The 20,518-nt window shown below is 65.6% G+C and carries 16 protein-coding genes and 1 tRNA gene; 11 read left to right on the top strand and 6 right to left on the bottom strand.

Translation table 11 applies throughout. From position 1 onward, the window contains the following. Positions 1-73: 73 nt before the first annotated feature. Positions 74-2,890, bottom strand: coding sequence for an aconitate hydratase (can, locus tag B843_RS07290; RefSeq protein ID WP_025252856.1), 2,817 nt, complete (start codon positions 2,888-2,890; stop codon positions 74-76). Between the two features lie 407 nt (positions 2,891-3,297). Between can and B843_RS07285 the strand changes: the two genes are divergently transcribed. From B843_RS07285 to B843_RS07275, 3 genes are all read left to right on the top strand, one after another. Further along, positions 3,298-3,771: an Rv1476 family membrane protein gene (locus B843_RS07285; protein WP_025252855.1), complete on the top strand. Its 474-nt coding sequence runs from the start codon at positions 3,298-3,300 to the stop codon at positions 3,769-3,771. 540 nt (positions 3,772-4,311) lie between these two features. Continuing rightward, positions 4,312-6,066, top strand: a complete 1,755-nt coding sequence (locus B843_RS07280) for a DIP1281 family NlpC/P60 protein (protein WP_025252854.1) — start codon at positions 4,312-4,314, stop codon at positions 6,064-6,066. Positions 6,067-6,198: 132 nt separating this feature from the next. Then, entirely contained in the window at positions 6,199-7,305 is a 1,107-nt protein-coding gene (locus B843_RS07275) for a ferrochelatase (RefSeq protein ID WP_404825177.1), read from the top strand. Positions 7,306-7,309: 4 nt separating this feature from the next. On the opposite strand, the gene B843_RS07270 is transcribed toward B843_RS07275, so the two are convergent. Continuing rightward, on the bottom strand, positions 7,310-8,104 hold the full coding sequence (locus tag B843_RS07270) for a hypothetical protein (RefSeq protein WP_025252852.1): 795 nt from the start codon (positions 8,102-8,104) through the stop codon (positions 7,310-7,312). Between the two features lie 54 nt (positions 8,105-8,158). On the opposite strand from B843_RS07270, the gene B843_RS07265 reads away from it, so the two are divergent. From B843_RS07265 to B843_RS07255, 3 genes are all read left to right on the top strand, one after another. Beyond that, entirely contained in the window at positions 8,159-9,001 is an 843-nt protein-coding gene (locus B843_RS07265) for a DUF3097 domain-containing protein (protein ID WP_025252851.1), read from the top strand. Between the two features lie 93 nt (positions 9,002-9,094). After that, complete coding sequence (locus tag B843_RS07260; protein ID WP_025252850.1) at positions 9,095-9,523, top strand: NfeD family protein; 429 nt, start codon at positions 9,095-9,097, stop codon at positions 9,521-9,523. Next, positions 9,524-10,630: an SPFH domain-containing protein gene (locus B843_RS07255; protein ID WP_038595375.1), complete on the top strand. Its 1,107-nt coding sequence runs from the start codon at positions 9,524-9,526 to the stop codon at positions 10,628-10,630. Between the two features lie 40 nt (positions 10,631-10,670). Here the strand turns inward: B843_RS07255 and B843_RS07250 are convergent, their stop codons facing one another. Both B843_RS07250 and B843_RS07245 read right to left on the bottom strand, forming a co-directional pair. Beyond that, complete coding sequence (locus B843_RS07250) at positions 10,671-11,258, bottom strand: hypothetical protein (protein WP_025252849.1); 588 nt, start codon at positions 11,256-11,258, stop codon at positions 10,671-10,673. Positions 11,259-11,312: 54 nt separating this feature from the next. Then, positions 11,313-11,909, bottom strand: a complete 597-nt coding sequence (locus tag B843_RS07245; protein ID WP_155895120.1) for a TVP38/TMEM64 family protein — start codon at positions 11,907-11,909, stop codon at positions 11,313-11,315. A 336-nt stretch (positions 11,910-12,245) separates the two neighbouring features. Between B843_RS07245 and B843_RS07240 the strand changes: the two genes are divergently transcribed. From B843_RS07240 to meaB, 3 genes are all read left to right on the top strand, one after another. Further along, entirely contained in the window at positions 12,246-14,057 is a 1,812-nt protein-coding gene (locus B843_RS07240; RefSeq protein WP_025252847.1) for a methylmalonyl-CoA mutase family protein, read from the top strand. Between the two features lie 6 nt (positions 14,058-14,063). Next, positions 14,064-16,268 (top strand): methylmalonyl-CoA mutase, encoded by a 2,205-nt coding sequence (gene scpA, locus B843_RS07235; RefSeq protein WP_025252846.1) that lies wholly within the window; start codon positions 14,064-14,066, stop codon positions 16,266-16,268. Positions 16,269-16,404: 136 nt separating this feature from the next. Beyond that, positions 16,405-17,517, top strand: coding sequence for a methylmalonyl Co-A mutase-associated GTPase MeaB (gene meaB / locus B843_RS07230; RefSeq protein WP_025252845.1), 1,113 nt, complete (start codon positions 16,405-16,407; stop codon positions 17,515-17,517). Between the two features lie 223 nt (positions 17,518-17,740). Here meaB and B843_RS07225 read toward each other — a convergent pair whose 3' ends face one another. Further along, on the bottom strand, positions 17,741-19,174 hold the full coding sequence (locus tag B843_RS07225) for an SDR family NAD(P)-dependent oxidoreductase (RefSeq protein WP_025252844.1): 1,434 nt from the start codon (positions 19,172-19,174) through the stop codon (positions 17,741-17,743). Positions 19,175-19,228: 54 nt separating this feature from the next. After that, positions 19,229-19,314: transfer RNA gene (locus B843_RS07220), tRNA-Leu, on the bottom strand. Between the two features lie 236 nt (positions 19,315-19,550). On the opposite strand from B843_RS07220, the gene B843_RS07215 reads away from it, so the two are divergent. Both B843_RS07215 and B843_RS07210 read left to right on the top strand, forming a co-directional pair. Next, positions 19,551-20,090: a YbhB/YbcL family Raf kinase inhibitor-like protein gene (locus B843_RS07215; protein ID WP_025252843.1), complete on the top strand. Its 540-nt coding sequence runs from the start codon at positions 19,551-19,553 to the stop codon at positions 20,088-20,090. Next, complete coding sequence (locus B843_RS07210; RefSeq protein ID WP_025252842.1) at positions 20,083-20,475, top strand: hypothetical protein; 393 nt, start codon at positions 20,083-20,085, stop codon at positions 20,473-20,475. Before B843_RS07215 ends, B843_RS07210 begins: the two co-directional genes overlap by 8 nt. Positions 20,476-20,518: the final 43 nt, after the last annotated feature.

The raw sequence follows: 20,518 nt of genomic DNA, 5'->3' as shown, positions 1-20,518 counted from the left end.
CCCCTCAACGGTGGCGGGGCGGCGCTAGGATCGCGTCGTTGCCCCCGCCAAGAAGCAATCCCCTAATGAAAGATTAGGAGTTTGCCATCTGGCGCAGAACGTACTGCAGGATGCCGCCGTGGCGGTAGTAGTCGGCCTCACCAGGGGTGTCGATGCGGACAACCGCGTCGAACTCGACGACGTCGCCGTTGACCTTGGTCGCGGTGACCTTCACGGTCTTCGGGGTGACACCGTTGTTGAGCTCCTCGATACCGGTGATATCGAAGGTCTCGGTGCCGTCCAGGCCGAGGGAGGCGTGGGACTCGCCAGCCGGGAACTGCAGCGGGATGACACCCATACCGATGAGGTTGGAGCGGTGGATACGCTCGAAGGACTCGGTGATGACTGCCTTGACGCCGAGCAGGTTGGTGCCCTTAGCGGCCCAGTCGCGGGAAGAACCGGTGCCGTACTCCTTGCCGCCCAGGACGACCAGCGGGATGCCGGCTGCCTTGTAGTTCTGGCAAGCGTCGAAGATGAAGGCCTGCGGGCCACCCTCCTGGGTGAAGTCGCGGGTGTAGCCACCGGCGACGTCGACCAGCTGGTTCTGCAGACGGATGTTGGCGAAGGTGCCGCGCATCATGACCTCGTGGTTACCACGACGGGAACCCAGGGAGTTGTAGTCCTGGCGGGCAACGCCGTTGGCGTCGAGGTACTGAGCGGCCGGGGTGCCTGGCTTGATGGAGGAAGCCGGGGAGATGTGGTCGGTGGTGACCGAGTCGCCCAGCTTGGCCAGGACGCGAGCGCCCTTGATGTCGGAAACCGGCTGCGGCTCGAGGGTCATGCCGTCGAAGTACGGAGCCTTGCGGATGTAGGTAGACTTCTCGTCCCACTCGAAGGTCTTGCCCTCCGGGGTCGGCAGGTTCTGCCAGGTCTCGTCGCCCAGGAAGACGTCCTTGTAGTCCTCTTCGTAGAGCTCGCGAGAGATAGCGGAGGCGATGGTCTCCTCGATCTCCTCGGTGGAGGGCCAGATGTCCTTGAGGAAGACATCGTTGCCGTCCTGGTCCTGGCCGAGCGCCTGGGTCTCGAAGTCGAAGTCCATGGTGCCGGCGATCGCGTAGGCGATGACCATGATCGGGGACGCGAGGTAGTTCATCTTCACGTCCGGGGAGATACGACCCTCGAAGTTGCGGTTACCGGAGAGGACTGCGGTAGCGGTCAGGTCGTACTTGTTGATCGCGTCGGAGACTTCCTGCGGCAGCGGACCGGAGTTGCCGATGCAGGAGGTGCAGCCGAAGCCGGAGAGGTAGAAGCCCAGGGCCTCCAGGTCCTTCCAGAGGTCGGCGCGCTGGTAGTAGCCGTCGACGACCTGGGAACCCGGTGCGCAGATGGTCTTGACCCACGGCTTTGCCTTGAGGCCCTTCTCAGCAGCCTTGCGGGCGATGAGGCCAGCGCCGATCATCACGGACGGGTTCGAGGTGTTGGTGCAGGAGGTGATGGAGGCGATAGCAACCATGCCGTGGTCGAGCGTGTACTCGCCGCCCTGCGGAGAAGTGACAGTGACCGGGTTGGACTGGCGACCAGTACGACCCAGGGCAGCGGACTCGCCGTGGCCCTCGCGGGAAACGTTGAGGTTGGTGACCTGAGCAGAGCCGGCCTCGGCGAGGCCCTCGCCCTCTGCCTCCATGCGCTTTGCAGGCAGGGACTCGTCGGTGCAGACCTCGTCGTTGGTGTAGTTGGGAAGGTCCTTACGGAACTGTGCCTTGGACTCGGTGAGCAGGATGCGGTCCTGCGGGCGCTTCGGGCCGGCGATGGACGGAACCACGGTGCCGAGGTCGAGCTCGAGGTACTCGGAGTACTGCGCCTCCGGAGCATCCTTCTCCAGCCACATCCCCTGTGCCTTGGCGTAGGCCTCGACGAGCTCGACCTGCTCGGTCGGGCGGCCGGTCAGGGTCATGTACTTGGTGGTCTCCTCGTCGATCGGGAAGATCGCACAGGTGGAACCGAACTCCGGAGACATGTTGCCGATGGTGGCACGGTTGGCCAGCGGAATGGACTTGACGCCATTGCCGTAGAACTCGACGAACTTCTGGACTACACCGTGCTGGCGAAGCATCTCGGTGATGGTCAAAACGACGTCGGTAGCGGTGACACCAGCGGGGATCTCACCGGTGAGCTTGAAGCCGACGACCTTAGGGATGAGCATGGAGACCGGCTGGCCGAGCATTGCGGCCTCGGCCTCAATGCCGCCCACGCCCCAGCCCAGGATGCCCAGGCCGTTTTCCATCGTGGTGTGGGAGTCGGTACCGATGCAGGTGTCCGGGTAAGCGAGGCCGTTGTTGTTGAAGACAACGCGGGCCAGGTTCTCAATGTTCACCTGGTGGACGATGCCGGTTCCCGGAGGAACGACGCGGAAGTTGGAGAAGGCCTTGGATCCCCAGCGCAGGAACTTGTAGCGCTCCTCGTTGCGCTGGTACTCGATCTCAACGTTGGTGGACAGCGCCTCGGGGGAGCCAAAGGCCTCCACGATGACGGAGTGGTCGATGACCATCTCGGCGGGGTTGAGCGGGTTAACCTTGTCCGGGTCGCCGCCGAGGGTCTTGACGGCCTCGCGCATGGTGGCTAGGTCGACCACGCACGGAACACCGGTGAAGTCCTGCATGAGGACGCGGGCCGGGGTGAACTGGATCTCGATGCTCGGCTCGGCGGTCGGGTCCCAGTTAGCAATAGCCTCGATGTGTTCGGTGGTGATGTTTGCGCCGTCCTCATTACGGAGCAGGTTCTCGCCGAGAACCTTGAGGGAGTACGGCAGCTTCTCCATGCCAGCGACGGCGTTGAGGGCGAAGTAGTCGTAAGACTTCTCGCCAACTTCAAGCTTCTGCTTGGCGCTGAAGGAGTTCTTGCTTTCAGTCACAGTGAGCTCCACTTCGATTGTGATTAGGTGATCAGTTTGATGTCTGTTCACTCGTGCGGGGGATGCTTGCATTGGCTGGTACCCGCGCGTTTGATAGTGCCAACGTTTGTGTGAAAGGCACACGAACGTCGCCTAGCGCCAATCTTAACAGTACGAGCGTTCTGTTGCATTGAAATGCACCCCCGACACGACCAATTAGGGGACGCAAGGCCGGGAAATGCGGCTGTGGGGGAGCTGCGTTACCCCCGACGAGGCGGGGTGGGCGAACCCCGGCCCGCGGCGGGGCACGCCGGGGACGACGATCAGTGTCGGCGAGGCTCCCCAATAAGCTATTGTTGCAAACGACAATGCGGGCCGGCCGGTTGTGGCTTTGGCGCCCCTCCTCACAGAAAGCAGGTCGAGCATCCGTGATCCCGGCAAACGTTGACATGGGCGCGCTTACCGCGCAGCTGGAGCAGGGGCAGGTTGCGCTCCAGAGCGAGAATGGCGGGCTGCGCCAATCGCTGGAGTCGTCGGTCTCCTACGCGTCGGATCACGGTTTCGGTTCGCTCGGCATCGCCGTGCTCGACCAAGATCCGGCGGTCACTGCGGACCTCCGCGACATTGCACAGGTGTTGCGTACGGATACCGCGCTGGACACCGTGATCGTACGGTCGCCTGGATCCGGTGCGATCGTGAGCACGACCCACAGCCGTGCCGACATTGAGTCCGCCCAGTGGAACTTCCTTGCAAACCCGGACTATGCGCAGGCGACGGTGGGGCTTGTCGATCACATTGAGGCGGACCCGGTTCCAGGCGGGGCGTTGGTGGCGCTGGCGCTTGTGGCCATCGTTGCAGCGGTGGCGGCCACCGTGGTCGTCGTGAAGCGAATGGGAAGATAACGTTTTTAAACCGATCGGGACCTACGGGTCCCTTTTTCTTGCTTGTCGACGCCTACGGATTTGCTCGTAAATCCCAAAGTCAAGTCCACAATCATGACGGTTGGTTTGGCGTGACTATAGAGGCGGATGAATACCATGGGGAAAATCAAGTTTTAAAACTTGACTACTGCGCATCCGTGGCGGCTTTATAACGTTTTGAAGTGTGGCGGGCTGTGCCGACACGCCGGAAATTTATCTTTGAGTGACTTATTTCACACTACGACGGCGTAACCTCTCCTGCGCAGGTCACGATACGTGCGTGACATATGTGACTAGTGTTTTCAAACAATATCGATGGTAATTGATGCAGACAATGTGGGAGTAGTGCTCTAAAGTTTCCATTGTCGACTTACGAGTCGACTCTTGAAACTTGATTTTCGCCAATAGTTTTCGGGCATGTGGGGAAGCACGCATCGAAGGGGCGCAGTCAGGGGAAGGGTCGGCCCGTAGGTCACGCAGAGTATCTGCGGGAAACCTTGGACGGGCGAAAAAGGAGTTTGTGTGCGTACCTTTAATAGGCGGCGGGTCGTTGCCCAGCGCACCGCGACAGGCATCTTGTCTGTCGTGCTGACCACGTCACTCGTATCCGGCGTCACCGCCGTGGCCCAGCCCACCAACCCCTCCGACTCGGAGATCGCCGCCGCCCAGGACGCGGTCACCACCGCCCAGAACGTGGTGGGATCGCTCGCGGCGTCGCTGTCCTCCTCGGACTCCGAGATCGCCAATCTCGAGATGGAGATGGGTGGACTGCGGGAGGCTGTCAACAAGGCCTTGGTCGACCTACACGACGCGCAGGCAAAGGCCGAGCAGGCCCGCCAGGGCGTGTCCTCTGCGCGCGCGAACCTCGACGCGACGCAGTCGGAGATCGAGGCGGCCCAGGCCAAGCTCGATGACATCTCACGCAGCGCCTACCGCCAGGGCGCCACCGCCCCCGGCGTGGGCGGGGTCTCCGGCAACGCCAATTCGGAGGACTCGCTCGACCGCCAGACGTACCTGCGCACTACCGCTGAGAAGCAGCGCCAGGCCATCGACGACCTCGACCGACTGCGCACCGAGCAGGCCAACGAGGAGTCCCGCCTGCGCGAGGCTCGCAACTACGCGGAGCAGCAGGAGCAGGACGCGACGCAGGCGCAGCAGGACGCCCAGCAGGCGATCGACGACACCAACTCGCAGCTCGAGGACAAGCAGCGTCAGCACGACGAGCTCGTCGCCAGCCGCGACCAGGCGCAGTCCAACCTCGATGCTGCCAAGGCCAACGCGACTAACCTCAACAACCAGCGCGACGAGTTCCAGGCCTATCAGGAGGCTCAGGCCGCCAAGGAGAAGGCCGAGCAGGAGGCGGCGGCCGCTGAGGCAGCGCGCCAGGCCGCCGAGGCCGAGGCGCAGAAGAAGGCCCAGGAGCAGGCAGCAGCGCAGGCCGCTGCCGATGCCGCGGCCCAGGCCGAGGAGAACCAGCGCCTCGCGGCGCAGAAGGACGCGGAGGAGAAGGCTGCCGCGGCTGCGGAGGCGAAGGCCGACGCCGAAGCCCAGGCGAACAACGCAAGCCAGGCGCAGGCCGCCAAGGATGCCGCTGCCACGGCGGCTGGCGTCGCGGCGGCCGCGCTAGTCGCCGCCTCCCAGGCCGACCATGCCTCCACCGCCGATCCCTACGCGGGTTCGGACACCACCGGCGCAAACAGCACCACGAGCACGAGCAATCCTATCGCGGCCGTCCAGTCCGACGAGGTGGCCAACAGCGGTAACTCCGCGGTTGCCGACCTGGACACCGTCAAGCTCGAGTCCACCGACTCGGTGACGCAGAAGGCGAGCGCGCTGGTCAGCGACGCCTCCGCGGATCAGAAGATCGAGGCGGTCATCGCTAGAGCCAAGTCCCAGCTCGGCGTGCCCTACGCCTGGGGCGGCGGCAACGCAAACGGCCCCACCAAGGGCATCCGCGACGGTGGCGTGGCCGACTCCTACGGCGACTACAACAAGATCGGCTTCGACTGCTCTGGCCTCGTGCTCTACGCCTTCGCGGGTGTCGGCATCTCTCTGCCGCACTACACCGGCTACCAGTACCAGCGCGGCACGAAGATCTCGCCCTCAGAGATGAAGCGCGGCGACCTCATCTTCTACGGCCCGAACGCCGAGAACCACGTCGCCATCTACCTGGGAGACGGCACGATGATCGAGGCCCCGAACTCGGGCTCGACGGTGAAGATCTCGCCGGTGCGCTGGTCGGGCATGAGCCCGTACGCGGTTCGCCTCATCGGTTAGCGCGATTCCGCGCTAGGGGCAGGCCCGAGTGGAAAACATCCCAGGCGGGGTGTGCAATCACGGCAACGTGGTGCACACCCCGCCTTCTTCGGCTTTTCAGGCAACCCTTGGTTTGGTGATACGGTAACCACCATGAACTTGGAAGGCGAGATGAATCCCCTCGAATCCACTGCTCCTGGCTGGTCGCCGGCCGACGTCGACGCGTTGGTCGTACTGTCTTTCGGAGCCCCCGAGGGGCCGGAAGACATCCGTCCCTTCCTCGAGAACGTCACCCGCGGCCGGGGCATCCCGCCGGAGCGCCTCGACGAGGTCGGGCAGCACTATAATCACTTCGACGGGCTCAGCCCGCTCAACGAGCTCAACCGCGAGATCATCTTCAACGTGGAAGAAGAGCTGCGCCGCCGCGGCTGGGACCTTCCCGTCTACTTCGGCAATCGCAATTGGAAGCCCTACGCCAACGACGTAGCGCTGGAGCTTTCGCGCGACGGCGTGCGCAAGGCCGTGGTCTTCGCCACCAGCGCCTGGGGCGGATACTCCGGCTGCAAGCAGTATGACGAGGACATCCAGGCGATGCGTGAGGCGCAGGGCGCGGCGGGGTTCGAGCAGACGGACTTTTTCAAGTCCCGCCAGTTCTTCGACCACCCGGCCTTCATCGAGCTCAACGCGCAGGCTATTGCCGACGCCTACGGTCGGCTGCCCGAGGCTTTCCGCGAATCCGCGCGCTTGGTGTTTACCGCCCACAGCATCCCCGTCCGCGCTGATGCCGCCTCCGGCACCAAGGCCGACGGAAACCTCTACTCCCGTCAGGTCGCCGAGGCCGCGCGGCTCGTCGCGGCGAAGGCGGGGATTTCCGACTACGAGGTCGTGTGGCAGTCGGCCTCCGGCGACGGCACGGTCCCGTGGCTGGAACCGGACATTCTCGATCACGAGCAGTCCCTGCACGACGCCGGGGTGGGCGCCATGGTCGTCTGCTCCGTCGGTTTCATCTCCGACCACATGGAGGTGGTCTGGGACCTCGACCACGAGCTCGCGGCACAGGCCAAGGAGCACGGGATGCTCGTCGAACGCGCGGCGACGGTGGGCCCGCGCCCGGAGTTCGCGAAGATGATCGTGGACCTTATCGGGGAGTCGCTGGCGCCCGAGACCGCGAAGCACTCCGGGTGCGTGGCCTCCAAGGGCTGCAGCCTCAACGGCGCCGTGTGCGAGCCCGGGTGCTGCCCCACCAGGCCGCGCCGCTAGGCGGCTAGCGGGCGTGGAGGTTGCGATCGTAGACCCGCGCCCACTCGACGGTGGCGTAGGTGACCGCGCTCATGCGCGCCTGGCGGATGTGCCTGCCCAGGCTCAGCAGCCCCGGGTCGAAGGTGTGATCGTTGATCCTGGCGGTCACGGTCTCGATGATCGCGGAGACCCGGTCGGCGCGGGCGATGAGCTTCGCCGCGCGTGGCGCGATCGACGAGGGAAGACCGGGGGTGTCGTAGAAGTCGCTGAGCGTGCCCACCGTCAGCCGGGGGTTGGGTAGGTCGGTGGCTATCGGCCCCATGCGCTCGATGAGCTCGGCGGCCTCGCGGGTGGCGGTGGTGAGCAGGAAGTCGGCCTCGCCGGGGGACAGGTAGGCGGGTGCCGGGGGATAGCCCTCGAGCTCGAACCAGCGCCACTGGGTGCCGCCTTGACCATAGAGCGGGACGGCCGCGGCGTAGGCGCGGGCGCGCTCGGATGCGAGTACTATCGCGCCGCCGGCACCGGTGGCAAGCCCTGCCGCCGCGGAGGCGGCGGGCAGGCCGACGGGGGTGCCGGGGCCTGCGAGCGTGAGCGACAACGCAGGCTGGGAGGAAAAGGAATCCATGAAGCCCGAGTTAAACGAGCGGATCTGGCGAATGAGCGGGGCGAGCCCGTACTCCTCGTCCTCGAATCGCTGCGGGCCGCCGAGCTCGGTGAGCGCGTAGTCGGCGTCGTCGAAGGAGGCCTCGCCGTACAAGGTTGCCGCCAGCCACAGCGCCTGGTTTTGCAGCGGGGAGTAGACGTGAGCTCTGAAATCCATAACTCGGGCAAGCCTAATCCACGCCCCGCGAAAAGCGAAGTAGGCTGTTTCGCTATGAGCTTCAACGATCCCTACGGCGGCGACATCCTGAGCGGGCACGCGCGCAACCAGCGTCCCACCTACCCGAAGGTCCCAGCCGAGCCGGGTCTTGTTGCAGAGGTGCTTGCCGACGGCTTCGTGGGTGCCGTGGTGGGTTTCGAGCGGACCTATGACGGCGATTTCATCCGGCTGGAGGATCGTTACGGTACCCAGCGGCTCTTCAAACTCCGCGAGGGCGCCTTCATGATCGACGGCGAGCGGGTCACGCTCACCCGCTTCGTGCCCAAGGCCAAGCCCCAGCGCTCCAACTCCGGGTCGCGTCGCGTGGAGCAGGTGGAGGCGAAGGTCGCGGCCCCCTCCCGGATCTGGGTGGAGGGCATCCACGACGCCGCCATCGTGGAGAAGATCTGGGGCCACGACCTTCGCGTCGAGGGCGTCGTCGTGGAATATCTGGAGGGGCTCGACAACCTTCCCGAGCGCCTCGCCGAGTTCAAGCCGGGCCCCGGCCGTCGCATCGGGGTGCTGGCGGACCACCTCGTGCGCGGGTCCAAGGAGACCCGGCTCACCGAGTCCGTCGGTCCCGACGTGCTGGTCACCGGCCATCCCTACATCGACATCTGGGCGGCGGTGAAGCCGGAACGGCTGGGCTTGCGCGCGTGGCCGGAGGTTCCCTACGGCGAGGACTGGAAGACGGGTATCTGCAAGCGCGTGGGCTGGAGCGACCCCAAGGAGGGCTGGAACCGGGTCTACAGCGCGGTCAGCACCTTCCGCGACATCGACTCCACGCTCATCGGCGCCGTCGAAAGGCTCGTCGACTTCGTCACCACCCCGGAGCTGAAGAAGGAAGACCTCATTTAGAGACCATTCCCACTTATCTCCCATTTATTTCGATTGGGTATCGATTCCGTTTTGGAGCGGTAATCGAATCGTGTCTTCGTTAGGGTGGGGGTCGTGGGAGCACTCATCTGGTTCATCATCGCCTTAGTTCTCGCGAGCGCGGAGCTGCTCGTGGGCGAGCTCACCCTCTTGATGCTGGGCGTCGCCGCGCTCGTAGTCAGTGCGACGGCGCTGGCGGGGATCCCGCTGTGGGCGGAGCTCGCCGTCTTCGGCGTGGCCTCCATCGCCACGGTGGTGGGGCTCAAGCCGATGATCAAGAGGCGCATGAACACCAGCCTCGTGCTCGACACCTCGCCCTCGGCCCTCGTGGGGCAGAAGGCGGAGGTGCTCGAGGCGGTCGGGGCGACCTCCGGCCAGGTGCGGCTCGACGGCTCCATCTGGTCCGCGCGAGCGCTGACTCCCACAGACACCTTCGCCCCCGGTGAAGTTGTACACGTCGTAGAAATCGAGGGCACAACCGCCGTTGTGTGGAAGGGAGTATAGATGTCAGCATCCTTTATCGCCGTTGTCGCGCTGCTGGTTCTCATCGCAGCCATTGTTCTCAAGTCCATAGCATTGATTCCGCAGGGTGAGGCCGCCGTCATCGAGCGGCTCGGCCGCTACACCCGCACCGTCTCGGGCGGGCTGACCCTGCTCATCCCGTTCATCGACCGCGTGCGCGACAAGGTGGACACCCGCGAGCGCGTGGTCTCCTTCCCGCCGCAGGCCGTCATCACCCAGGACAACCTCACCGTCGCCATCGACACGGTGGTCACCTTCCAGATCAACGACGCCGCCCGCGCCATCTACGGCGTGGACAACTACATCGTGGGCGTCGAGCAGATCTCCGTGGCCACGCTCCGCGACGTCGTGGGCGGCATGACCCTGGAGGAGACGCTGACCTCGCGCGAGGTCATCAACCGCCGCCTGCGCGGTGAGCTCGACGCCGCCACCACCAAGTGGGGCCTGCGCATCAGCCGAGTCGAGCTCAAGGCCATCGATCCGCCGCCGTCCATCCAGCAGTCGATGGAGATGCAGATGAAGGCGGACCGCGAGAAGCGCGCCATGATCCTCACCGCCGAGGGCCGCAGGGAATCCGACATCCGCACCGCCGAGGGCGAGAAGCAGGCGAAGATTCTGGCGGCCGAGGGCGAGAAGCACGCCGCCATCCTCGCCGCGGAGGCCGAGCGCCAGGCCACCATCCTGCGCGCGGAGGGCGAACGAGCCGCCAAGTACCTGGAGGCGCAGGGCGAGGCCCGCGCCATCCAGAAGGTCAACGCCGCCATCGCCGCCTCGCAGCTCACGCCCGAGGTCCTGGCGTACCAGTACCTGGACAAGCTGCCGAAGATGGCCGAGGGCCAGGCGTCGACTATGTGGATGATCCCCAGCCAGTTCAGCGACTCGCTCGAGCAGTTCGCCCGATCCTTCGCGGACAAGGGGGTCGACGGTGTCTTCCGTTACGAGCCCAAGAAGGTGGACGCCGCCGAGGTGCTCAGCGAGGACGACCACGAGGATTGGTTCAAGACCGAGTCCAACCCGGAGATCGCCGCGGCTGTGGCGGCGGCCAACGCCGTGGCCAACAAGCCGGTGGACGAGCCCACCGAGCAATAACGCGCAAAGCGCTCGCGTCACATGGACGCGGGCGCTTTTCCTATGCCGCGCGCTGCAGCAGGCTGATGGCGAGCCGGTACCCGGCCATCTCTGCCTGCCACCCGGCCGCCTGCAGGCGTTGGCTCATCGCCTGCTTGGAGATCCCCAGCTCTGCCGCCGCCTCGTTTTGATTCATGCCCGAGCGCACGAGCGAGGTCGCCTCCCGCCCCTCGGAGGTGCGCTTGGAGAGGATGTGGGCCAGCATCGTGAACACCGCCTGCACGTCCGCGCTCCAGGCCTGGTCCTTGCGGTTGCCGCGCTTGACGCCGACCTTGACCTGCCCGCTGCGGGCGTGGGTGCCCAGGGTCATGGCCGCCAGCGAGAGTGCCTGCGTCGCGGCGAGCTCGGGGTCGGGCAGGGAGTCGTCGACGAGCACGCCGATGCCGACGGCCCAGTCGCCGGCGGAAAGCAGCGCCATCGTCGTGTCGCAAGCCGCCTCGGCGGTGTCGACCGTGGCCTGGATGTCCTCCACGCCCACGACCGAAAACTCGTTGACGTCGGGCAGCGTGGACAGCGCCTGGGCGGACTGGCGGACGAAGTCGGCGCGGCGGCGCTCGCGGCCGCGGTACCGGGCATGAATGGCGAACATGATCTGGGCCCCTTCACGGATGGGTAAAGCTCCACCCAGCCTAGCCCACGATGGCTAATCCATGCTTGAGTCTTGACCCTTGAGGGGGACCTTGGCGTCGATAAGCAACCCCGCGGAGCCGATCACCGCAAGACTCAATGCGACCGCAAGCAGCTTCGGATCCATGTCGCCGGTGAGCGTGTTACCGAGCAGGACGGTGGCGATGGTGCCGGGTGCGGAGCCGACGAGCGTGGCCACGGTGAAGCTGAGGATAGGCACGCTGCTGAGCGCGGCGACGTAGTTGAGGATGGAAAACGGGACGGCCGCGATCATGCGCAGCGAGGCGACGGCGAGCCAGCCGCGCTGCTTGAGGTGCCGATCGATGCGGGCAACGGCTGGGTGCGTGAGGCGCTGCGCGATCCACTCGCCGAAGAAGGCGCGCACGATGCTGATCGACAACGCGGCGCCGACCGTGGTGGAAACGAGCGCGACCGTGATGCCGAGCGCCGGTCCGAAGAGCACGCCGGAGCTCAAGGTGAAAAACGTTCTCGGAATGGGGAACTGGACCACGAGCACGTACAGCCCGCCGAATAGAAACGGGAACCAGGGACCTAAGTGCAGGGACCACTGCTGCAGCGTCGCAAGCGAGGGGACGTCAAAGCCGAAAAGCATGTAGACGCCGAGGAAAACCGCAGCTAAAGCCACCAATTTCCGAATAGGGCTCCACCCACGAACGGCGGTGTACGCGGACCTGAAAAGCCCGAACAGAAAATCATAGGCGGTGCTCACAAGAAAATAGGGTAGCCGGTGGGGGTGCAAGATTAACCACAACCTGCCGGGGTGACCAATAAACGACTGTGATGCGTACTAGGATTGAACACGGTTGTGAGTTGTCTGCCACCCTCGCGGTCGTGGACAAGTCTCACACTTTTACTGACAGCTCTAAAGGCGGGCTTCGGGGCTTTCACCCTCGTGGCTTGCCACCGATGCGAGGGGAGTGGGTTTTACGTGAGTGATGCACGGAATTCCCTTATTGAAGACTTCGCCCAGCGACAGGAAGCCTGGTACAAGGGTGTCGCTGGCGTCTTCGCGCGAGTGCACAAGAAGGACGTCGCCGACGTCCCGCTTGACGCTTGGCGCAAACTAATCAAGACCACCTACGACGGGATCGACGTCAACCCGCTGTACACCCGCCAGGACGAACTTCCTGAGGCGCAGGTTCCGGGTAGCTTCCCGTACACCCGCGGCGCCGCGGGCGTGGACGCCGCTACCAACAGCGGCTGGGGCGTGACCGAGTCCTTCGGTGCCTCCGCCACCAACGCCCAGGTCCTGTCCGCCCTGGAGAACGGCACCACCGACATCGTCGCCTACGGCGACGCCCCGCTGGCGGATCTTCTCAAGGGGGTTCTGTTCCAGTACGCTCCGGTTCGCCTCAACGCAGGCGAGAACGTCAAGGCTCAGGTGGCAGAGCTGTACAAGCTTGTCGACGCCGAAGGCGCCACGCCCGCCCGCGTTGAGCTGGGCGCGTCCCCGCTGACCTCTCAGGTCGACGGCTCCGCATCCTGCGACCTGGACACCGCCATCGAGCTGGCCAAGGAGGCCACCACCCGCGAGAACACCCGCGCCATCCTCGTCGACGGCGTGGCCTTCTCCAACCAGGGCGGCACCTACGCCCAGCAGATCGGCTTCACCCTGGCCGCGGGCGTTGAGTACCTGCGCAGGCTGACCGACGCCGGGCTGACCGTCGAGCAGGCGCTCGACCAGCTCTCCTTCCGCTACGCGATCACCGACGACCAGTTCGGCCAGATCGCCAAGCTGCGCGCCGCCCGCACCCTGTGGGCCCGCGTCGCCGAGATCGTCGGCGCGCCGGAGAAGGGCTCCTGCCCGATCCACGCCCTGACCGCGCCGGCCATGTTCAGCCAGCGCGACGCCTGGGTCAACATGCTGCGTTCCACCGTGTCTGCCTTCGCCGCAGGCGTCGGCGGCGCCACCGACGTCGAGGTCCTGTGCTTCGACTGGGCTATCCCCGGCGGTCTGCCGGGTGTGTCCCGCACCTTCGCGCACCGCATCGCGCGCAACACCAACCTGCTGCTCCTCGAGGAGTCCCACATCGGCCACGTCGTCGACCCGGCCGGCGGCTCCTACTACGTCGAGCAGTACACCAACCAGCTGATCGAGAAGTCCTGGGAGGTCTTCCAGGACGTCGAGGCCAAGGGCGGCTTCTCCGCCGTCTTCGCAACCGGCGAGATCACCTCGAAGCTCGAGGCTGGCTACGAGAAGATCCGCGACGCCATCGCTCACCGCGTGCGCAAGATCACCGCTATCAACGAGTTCCCGAACCTGGGCGAGGCGCCGCTCCCGAAAGACCTGCGCGTCGAGCCGACCAACGTCAAGCGTTGGGCCGCACAGTTCGAGGGCCTGCGCAACCGCTCCGACGACTACTTCGAGGTCAAGGGCACCCGTCCGCAGATCGCGCTCATCCCGCTCGGCCCGCTGGCCAAGCACAACATTCGCACCGGTTTCGCCTCCAACCTGCTCGCCTCCGGCGGCATCGAGGCGCTGAACCCGGGCCAGGTCGTCCCCGGCACCCCGGAGTTCGCCGAGGCCGCGAAGGCTGCCTCCATCGTCGTCATCTGCGGCACCGACCAGGAGTACGCAGCCTCCGGCGCCGAGGCGCTGGCCGCGCTGCGCGAGCTCGGCGTCGAGACCGTCCTTCTCGCGGGTGCCGAGGGCACCGGCGTCGAGGCTGACGGCTACCTCAACATGAAGATCGACGCAGCTCAGACCCTGTCCGACCTGCTTGAGAAGTTGGGAGCATAAGCACTCATGAGTACCATTCCTAATTTCGCTGATTACGCCGCCTCCTCCGAGTCCTCCGCCGCCGCCGACGCGAGCGCGCTGCGCGAGCAGGTCTGGAACACCCCGGAGGGCATCGACGTCCCCCGCGTGTTCACCCGCGAGGACCGCAACGAGACCGTTCCTGCGGATCAGCTGGATTCCTTCCCGGGTATGCCGCCGTTCATGCGTGGCCCGTACCCGACCATGTACACCAACCAGCCGTGGACCATTCGCCAGTACGCTGGCTTCTCCACCGCCGCTGAGTCCAACGCCTTCTACCGCCGCAATCTGGCCGCTGGCCAGAAGGGCCTGTCGGTCGCCTTCGACCTGGCCACCCACCGCGGCTACGACTCCGACAACGAGCGCGTGCTCGGCGACGTCGGTATGGCGGGCGTGGCCATCGACTCCATCCTCGACATGCGCGAGCTGTTCGCCGGCATCGACCTGGCCAACGTCTCCGTCTCGATGACCATGAACGGCGCCGTCCTCCCGGTTCTGGCGTTCTACATCGTCACCGCCGAGGAGCAGGGCGTGAAGCCCGAGCAGCTGGCCGGAACCATTCAGAACGACATTCTGAAGGAGTTCATGGTCCGCAACACCTACATCTACCCGCCGAAGCCGTCGATGCGCATCATCGCGAACATCTTCGAGTACACCTCCATGAAGATGCCGCGCTGGAACTCGATCTCGATCTCCGGCTACCACATCCAGGAGGCCGGTGCTACCGCCGACCTCGAGCTGGCCTACACCCTGGCCGACGGCATCGAGTACATCCGTGCTGGCGAGTCCGTGGGCCTCGAGGTGGACAAGTTCGCGCCGCGTCTGTCCTTCTTCTGGGGCATTTCCATGAACACCTTCATGGAGATCGCGAAGCTGCGCGCCGGCCGCCTCCTGTGGAGCGAGCTGGTTGCGAAGTTCGGCCCGAAGAACCCGAAGTCGCGCTCCCTGCGTACCCACTCCCAGACCTCCGGCTGGTCGCTGACCGCGCAGGACGTCTACAACAACGTGGCTCGCACCGCGATCGAGGCCATGGGCGCCACCCAGGGCCACACCCAGTCGCTGCACACCAACGCCCTCGACGAGGCGCTGGCCCTGCCGACCGACTTCTCCGCGCGCATCGCCCGTAACACTCAGCTGCTGCTGCAGCAGGAGTCCGGCACCGTGCGCCCGGTCGACCCGTGGGCTGGTTCCTACTACGTCGAGTGGCTGACCGAGCAGCTCGCCGAGCGCGCCCGCAAGCACATCGAGGAGGTCGAGGCCGCCGGTGGTATGGCCCAGGCCACCATCGAGGGCATCCCGAAGCTGCGCATCGAGGAGTCCGCAGCCCGCACCCAGGCCCGCATCGACTCCGGCCGCCAGGCACTTATCGGCGTGAACAAGTACGTCGTCGAAGAGGACGAGCAGATCGAGGTCCTCAAGGTCGACAACACCAAGGTGCGCGCCGAGCAGATCGCCAAGCTGGAGAAGCTGCGCGCCGAGCGCGACCCGGAGGAGGTCAAGCGCACGCTTGCCGCCCTGACCGAGGCCGCGCGCATGGAGAACAAGGAGCCGGGCGACCTCGACCACAACCTGCTGAAGCTGGCTGTGGACTGCGCCCGCGCCAAGTGCTCCATCGGTGAAATCTCCGACGCCCTCGAGGAGGTCTTTGGCCGCCACGAGGCCGAGATCCGCACCCTCTCCGGCGTCTACAAGGACGAGGTTGGAAAGGAAGGCACCGTGGGCAACGTCGAGAAGGCAATCGCCATGGCCGACGCTTTCGAGGCCGAGGAAGGCCGCCGCCCGCGCATCTACATCGCCAAGATGGGCCAGGACGGTCACGACCGCGGCCAGAAGGTCGTCGCGTCCGCCTACGCCGACCTCGGCATGGACGTCGACGTCGGACCGCTGTTCCAGACCCCGGCAGAGGCCGCCCAGGCCGCTGTCGATGCCGACGTCCACGTCGTCGGCGTGTCCTCGCTCGCCGCAGGTCACCTCACCCTGGTGCCAGCCCTGCGCGAGGAGCTGAAGAAGCTCGGCCGCGAGGACATCATGATCATCGTCGGCGGCGTCATCCCGCCGGGTGATTTCCAGGAGCTCTACGACGACGGCGCGGTGGCCATCTACCCGCCGGGAACCGTCATCGCAGATTCCGCTATCGACATGCTGACCAAGCTCGCCGCCAACCTTGGCCTTGAGCTTGACGTCGAGGCCTAAGGGCTAGAAGAAGTCAGTTTTCGCACCGGCCCGAGGGTTTCTTCGGGCCGGTGCGCGCATATTTCCTATTTTATTTCGCTTATCGACGCCTCTCGGCGCCGTGGGCACGTCGAAAAGCACAAAGGAGTGCCAGCTCATGACCGGTTCCTTCCAAGGAAACGAGTATCTCGAACACCACCTGGGTTCGCTCATGACCACCGCGGGTACCGATCTGGGAGCAGTGACCGCCGTCGCGCCGGAAGTGGTCAAGCGTGCGCGCCGCCGCATCGACGTCGATGAGCTGTTCAACGGCGTGCGCGAGCACAACCGCACGCTCATGTCGCGCGCGATCACGCTGCTCGAGTCCACCGCCCCGGCGCACCGCGTGCTGGCTCAGGAGCTGCTGGTGCGGTTGCTGCCGTTTTCCGGCAAGGCGCTGCGCGTGGGTATTACCGGCGTGCCGGGCGTGGGCAAGTCCACCTTCATCGAGGCGCTGGGCATGAAGCTGATCAAGGAGGGGCACAAGGTCGCGGTCCTCGCGATCGACCCGTCCTCGACCCGCACCCGCGGCTCGATCCTTGGCGACAAGACCCGCATGTCCAAGCTTGCCCGCGAGGAAAACGCCTTCATCCGCCCCTCGCCGTCGGCGGGAACCCTCGGCGGCGTGGCCAAGGCGACCCGCGAGTCGATGGTGGTCTTCGAGGCGGCCGGCTACGACGTGATTCTCGTCGAGACCGTGGGCGTGGGCCAGTCCGAGGTCGCCGTCTCCCAGATGGTGGACTGCTTCACTTTCCTTGCTCTTGCGGGCGCGGGCGACCAGCTCCAGGGCATCAAGAAGGGCGTGCTGGAGATGGCCGACCTCGTGGCCATCAACAAGGCCGACGGCCCCAACCTGCGCAACGCCAAGCGCGCGGCCCGCGAGCTCGCCGCGGCGATGCGCATGGTGCGTGCGGAGACCGACGGCTGGCACCCGCCGACGATTACCATGTCCGCCGTCGAGCACGAGGGCATCGACGAGTTCTGGGAGATCGTGGAGAAGCACCACGCCGCCATGCTCGAGTCTGGCGACTTCGAGCACACCCGCCGCGAGCAGCAGGTCCAGTGGATGTGGTCGATGGTCCACGAGACCATCCTGCAGCGGCTCAACGGCGACCCGGACGTGGTGGCCGTGAAGAAGCTCGTCGAGGATCAGCTGCGCCACGCGCAGATCACGCCGACCCTCGGCGCCGAGCGCATCCTGCAGGCCTTCGACAAGGTGGCCGAGGACTAGGTCAGGTCTTAAGCGCCGATCGAGCCCGCCCAGCGACCCCGTTGGGCGGGCTTTCTGCGCGGATGCGCGGATTCGGGTGGGGCGCCGCCGAAAATCCGCGCGGCTGGCTCTCGCCGCTGTCAAACAAGCGCTTGTTTGACAGGCTTCAGATTTGACCACCTGCCCTTTTCGCGCAGCGCCGCTGTCAAACAAGCGCTTCTTTGCGAGTGGGCGCTCGCCAGCCTCACCACGGGTGCGGCCGGTAGTCCTTCAGGAAGCAGCCGTAGAGGTCAACTCCGTTCTCACCCTGCACGATGGGGTCGTAGACCCGCGCCGCACCGTCGACGAGGTCGAGTGGCGCCCTAAAACCTTCGGCCGCCAGCCGGGTCTTGGTGGTGTGCGGCCGCTCGTCCGTGATCCAGCCCGTATCCACGGAGGTCACCAGCACCCCGTGCTGGAACATCTCGGTCGCCGTCGTGCGGGTGAGCATGTTGAGCGCCGCCTTGGCCATGTTCGTGTGCGGGTGTCCGGGCCCCTTGTACCCGCGACCGAACACACCCTCCATTGCGGAGACATTGACCACGTACTTTCGGCGCGCGGGCGAGGCCTCCAGCGCTGGGCGCAGGCGGTTGAACAGAATAAACGGCGCGGTGGCGTTGCACAGCTGCACCTCGAGCATCTCCACGGGGTCCACCTCGCCGACCTTCGCCACCCAAGAATTGTGGCTCACGAGGTCGGGAATGAGGCCGCCGGCGTCGACCTCGCCGCCAGCGGTCAGCGCCTGACGAGCGACATCTAGGCTCGGCACGCCCGAGGAGATCGCCCGCGGATGGCGCTCGTGAGGGCTACCCAGCTCCAGCAGCGGCACGTCGTTCTCGATGCCCGCAAGCGGCGCGGTCTCGGCCGCCACGAGCCCCGAGTAGGCCCCCGCGCTGCGCCTGACCGTCTGCGCCGCGTTGTTGATGAGGATGTCCAGCGGCCGTTCCGCGACCGCGTCGGCGAGCTCCGCGACGCGGGCGGGGTCGCGCAGGTCGATGCCCACTACGTGGAGGCGCCCCAGCCACTCAGGTGAGTCGCCCACTGCCGCGAATCGGCGCACCGCGTCCTTGGGGAAGCGGGTGGTGATCGTGAGGTCGCAGCCGTCGCGCAGCAGCTTGAGCGCGATGTACATGCCGATCTTTGCGCGTCCTCCCGTAAGCAGTGCCCGCCGTCCGGTCAGATCGACCCTCGCCGTCCGCCGCGCGCGATTGTCAGCGGCGCACTCCGGGCACAGCTGGTGGTGAAAGCTGTCGACCAGCGTGTACGGCTTCTTGCACACGTAACAGTTCTGCGAGCGCCGCAGCGCGCCCGCGAACCCGTGCGGGGTCGCTACGGCACCCGCCTCGAGCGCGACCGGTTCCTGCCCCAGCGGCGCGATCAGCAGCCCCGCCGTCTCATCGTCGATGCGGCGGGGGTTTGCGGTGGCCGTCGCCTCCAAGACCCGTTTATCGGCCTCTTGGCGCGCCCTTTTCGCCGCTTGTCGACGGCTACGCTTGACGTCCTTAAACAGCTTGGAAACCGCGCGATGGAGGGCCACCGCATCGGGATGCGAGGAGGGAAGTGAACCAGCCTCCTTAATAACGTTCAGGGCGATTCGAAGTCGATCGGGGTCGATGCCAGCTGGGGTCACGATAGTCATTCCTCATGCGCAAAAATCCCGAGCCATCTTGTTGATGACTCGGGATTATTTTTGTGCCCGAGGGGGGACTTGAACCCCCACGTCCGTTAGTAGGACACTAGCACCTCAAGCTAGCGCGTCTGCCATTCCGCCACCCGGGCTGGGTGATTGTGCTTTGAGCCGTTCGGCTGGGCACTCGCTAAACTATATGGGGCAAACAAAAACTTTGCAAATCTGCTGGTAGATGGCCATTTTTTGGGTGGCAATTACAGCGTTGGAATTTTCCCTCTTCGCGAGCGAGCCTTTCCACGCCCGAAAAGGGGTCACGGGGGGAGATGTGCGCAACTTCTGGCCGCGTCTAGTGGTAATCGTCACAACAATGCGGTAGAAAAAGCCTATGAGCAACTACGCAGAAGATGGCCGTTTCCCGGGGCCGGATCCTTACGCGCCGCTGAAGGATCTGCCCGCCTTTGAGCTAAAGTCGACCGACTTCGCGGATGGCGAGCGACTGGCCGACGACATCGCCGCGCCGAACAACATCTCGCCACAGCTGAAGTGGACCGGGCTGCCCGAGGGCACCAAGTCCATCGCGGTGACCTGCTTCGATCCGGACGCGCCCACCGCCTCCGGTTTCTGGCACTGGGGCGTGTTCAACATCCCCGCGGACGTCACCGAGCTTCCCGCCGGCGCGGGCTCCGCCGAGGACGCGGGCATCCCCGGCGCCATCACCCTGCGCGGCGACTCCGGTATGAAGGCCTTCTACGGCCCGCAGCCGCCGGCCGGACACGGGCCGCACCGCTATCTTTTTGCGGTCCACGCCGTGGACGTCGACAAGCTGGACATTGATCCGGAGTCCACCTGTACCGTTTTGGGCTTTAACCTGTACTTCCACTCGATCGCGCGCACCATCGCGTGGGGGTGGTACCAGAATGACTAATCGGACCAAGCCCGAGGTGGTCAACATCCCCGTGGCGATCCGCGTGGGCGGGGCCTTCATGGCGATCGCGGTGGTGCTGTTCATCTTCACCGCCATCGAGATCTTCACCAAGGGCTGGATGACGCCCTTCGAGGTGAACACCCGCTTCCTGCTCATCGTCGTCGCGGCGGCCGTCCTCGGAGCCTTCGCGACCGTGAACCGGAACCAGGCCCCGAGCGCCGTTCAGGTGGGCGCGCTCGCGGTGGCGTTGCTCCTCGTGGTGGCGGGCAGGTTCCTGCCCAACCCGACGCTGGCCACCTGGGAGCAGTACTGGCTGCCCGGCTACGCGGTCCTGGCGCTGCTGTGCGGACTGGTCATTCGCCGGGCGATGACGCCGAAGGCGTAACTCCACACGCGGCTAAAAGTGAAGCCCCTCGATGATGTGGTTC

It is taken from the genome of Corynebacterium vitaeruminis DSM 20294 (genome assembly GCF_000550805.1).
Taxonomy (GTDB): domain Bacteria; phylum Actinomycetota; class Actinomycetes; order Mycobacteriales; family Mycobacteriaceae; genus Corynebacterium; species Corynebacterium vitaeruminis.
This window is presented reverse-complemented; position numbering and strand designations above follow the sequence as displayed.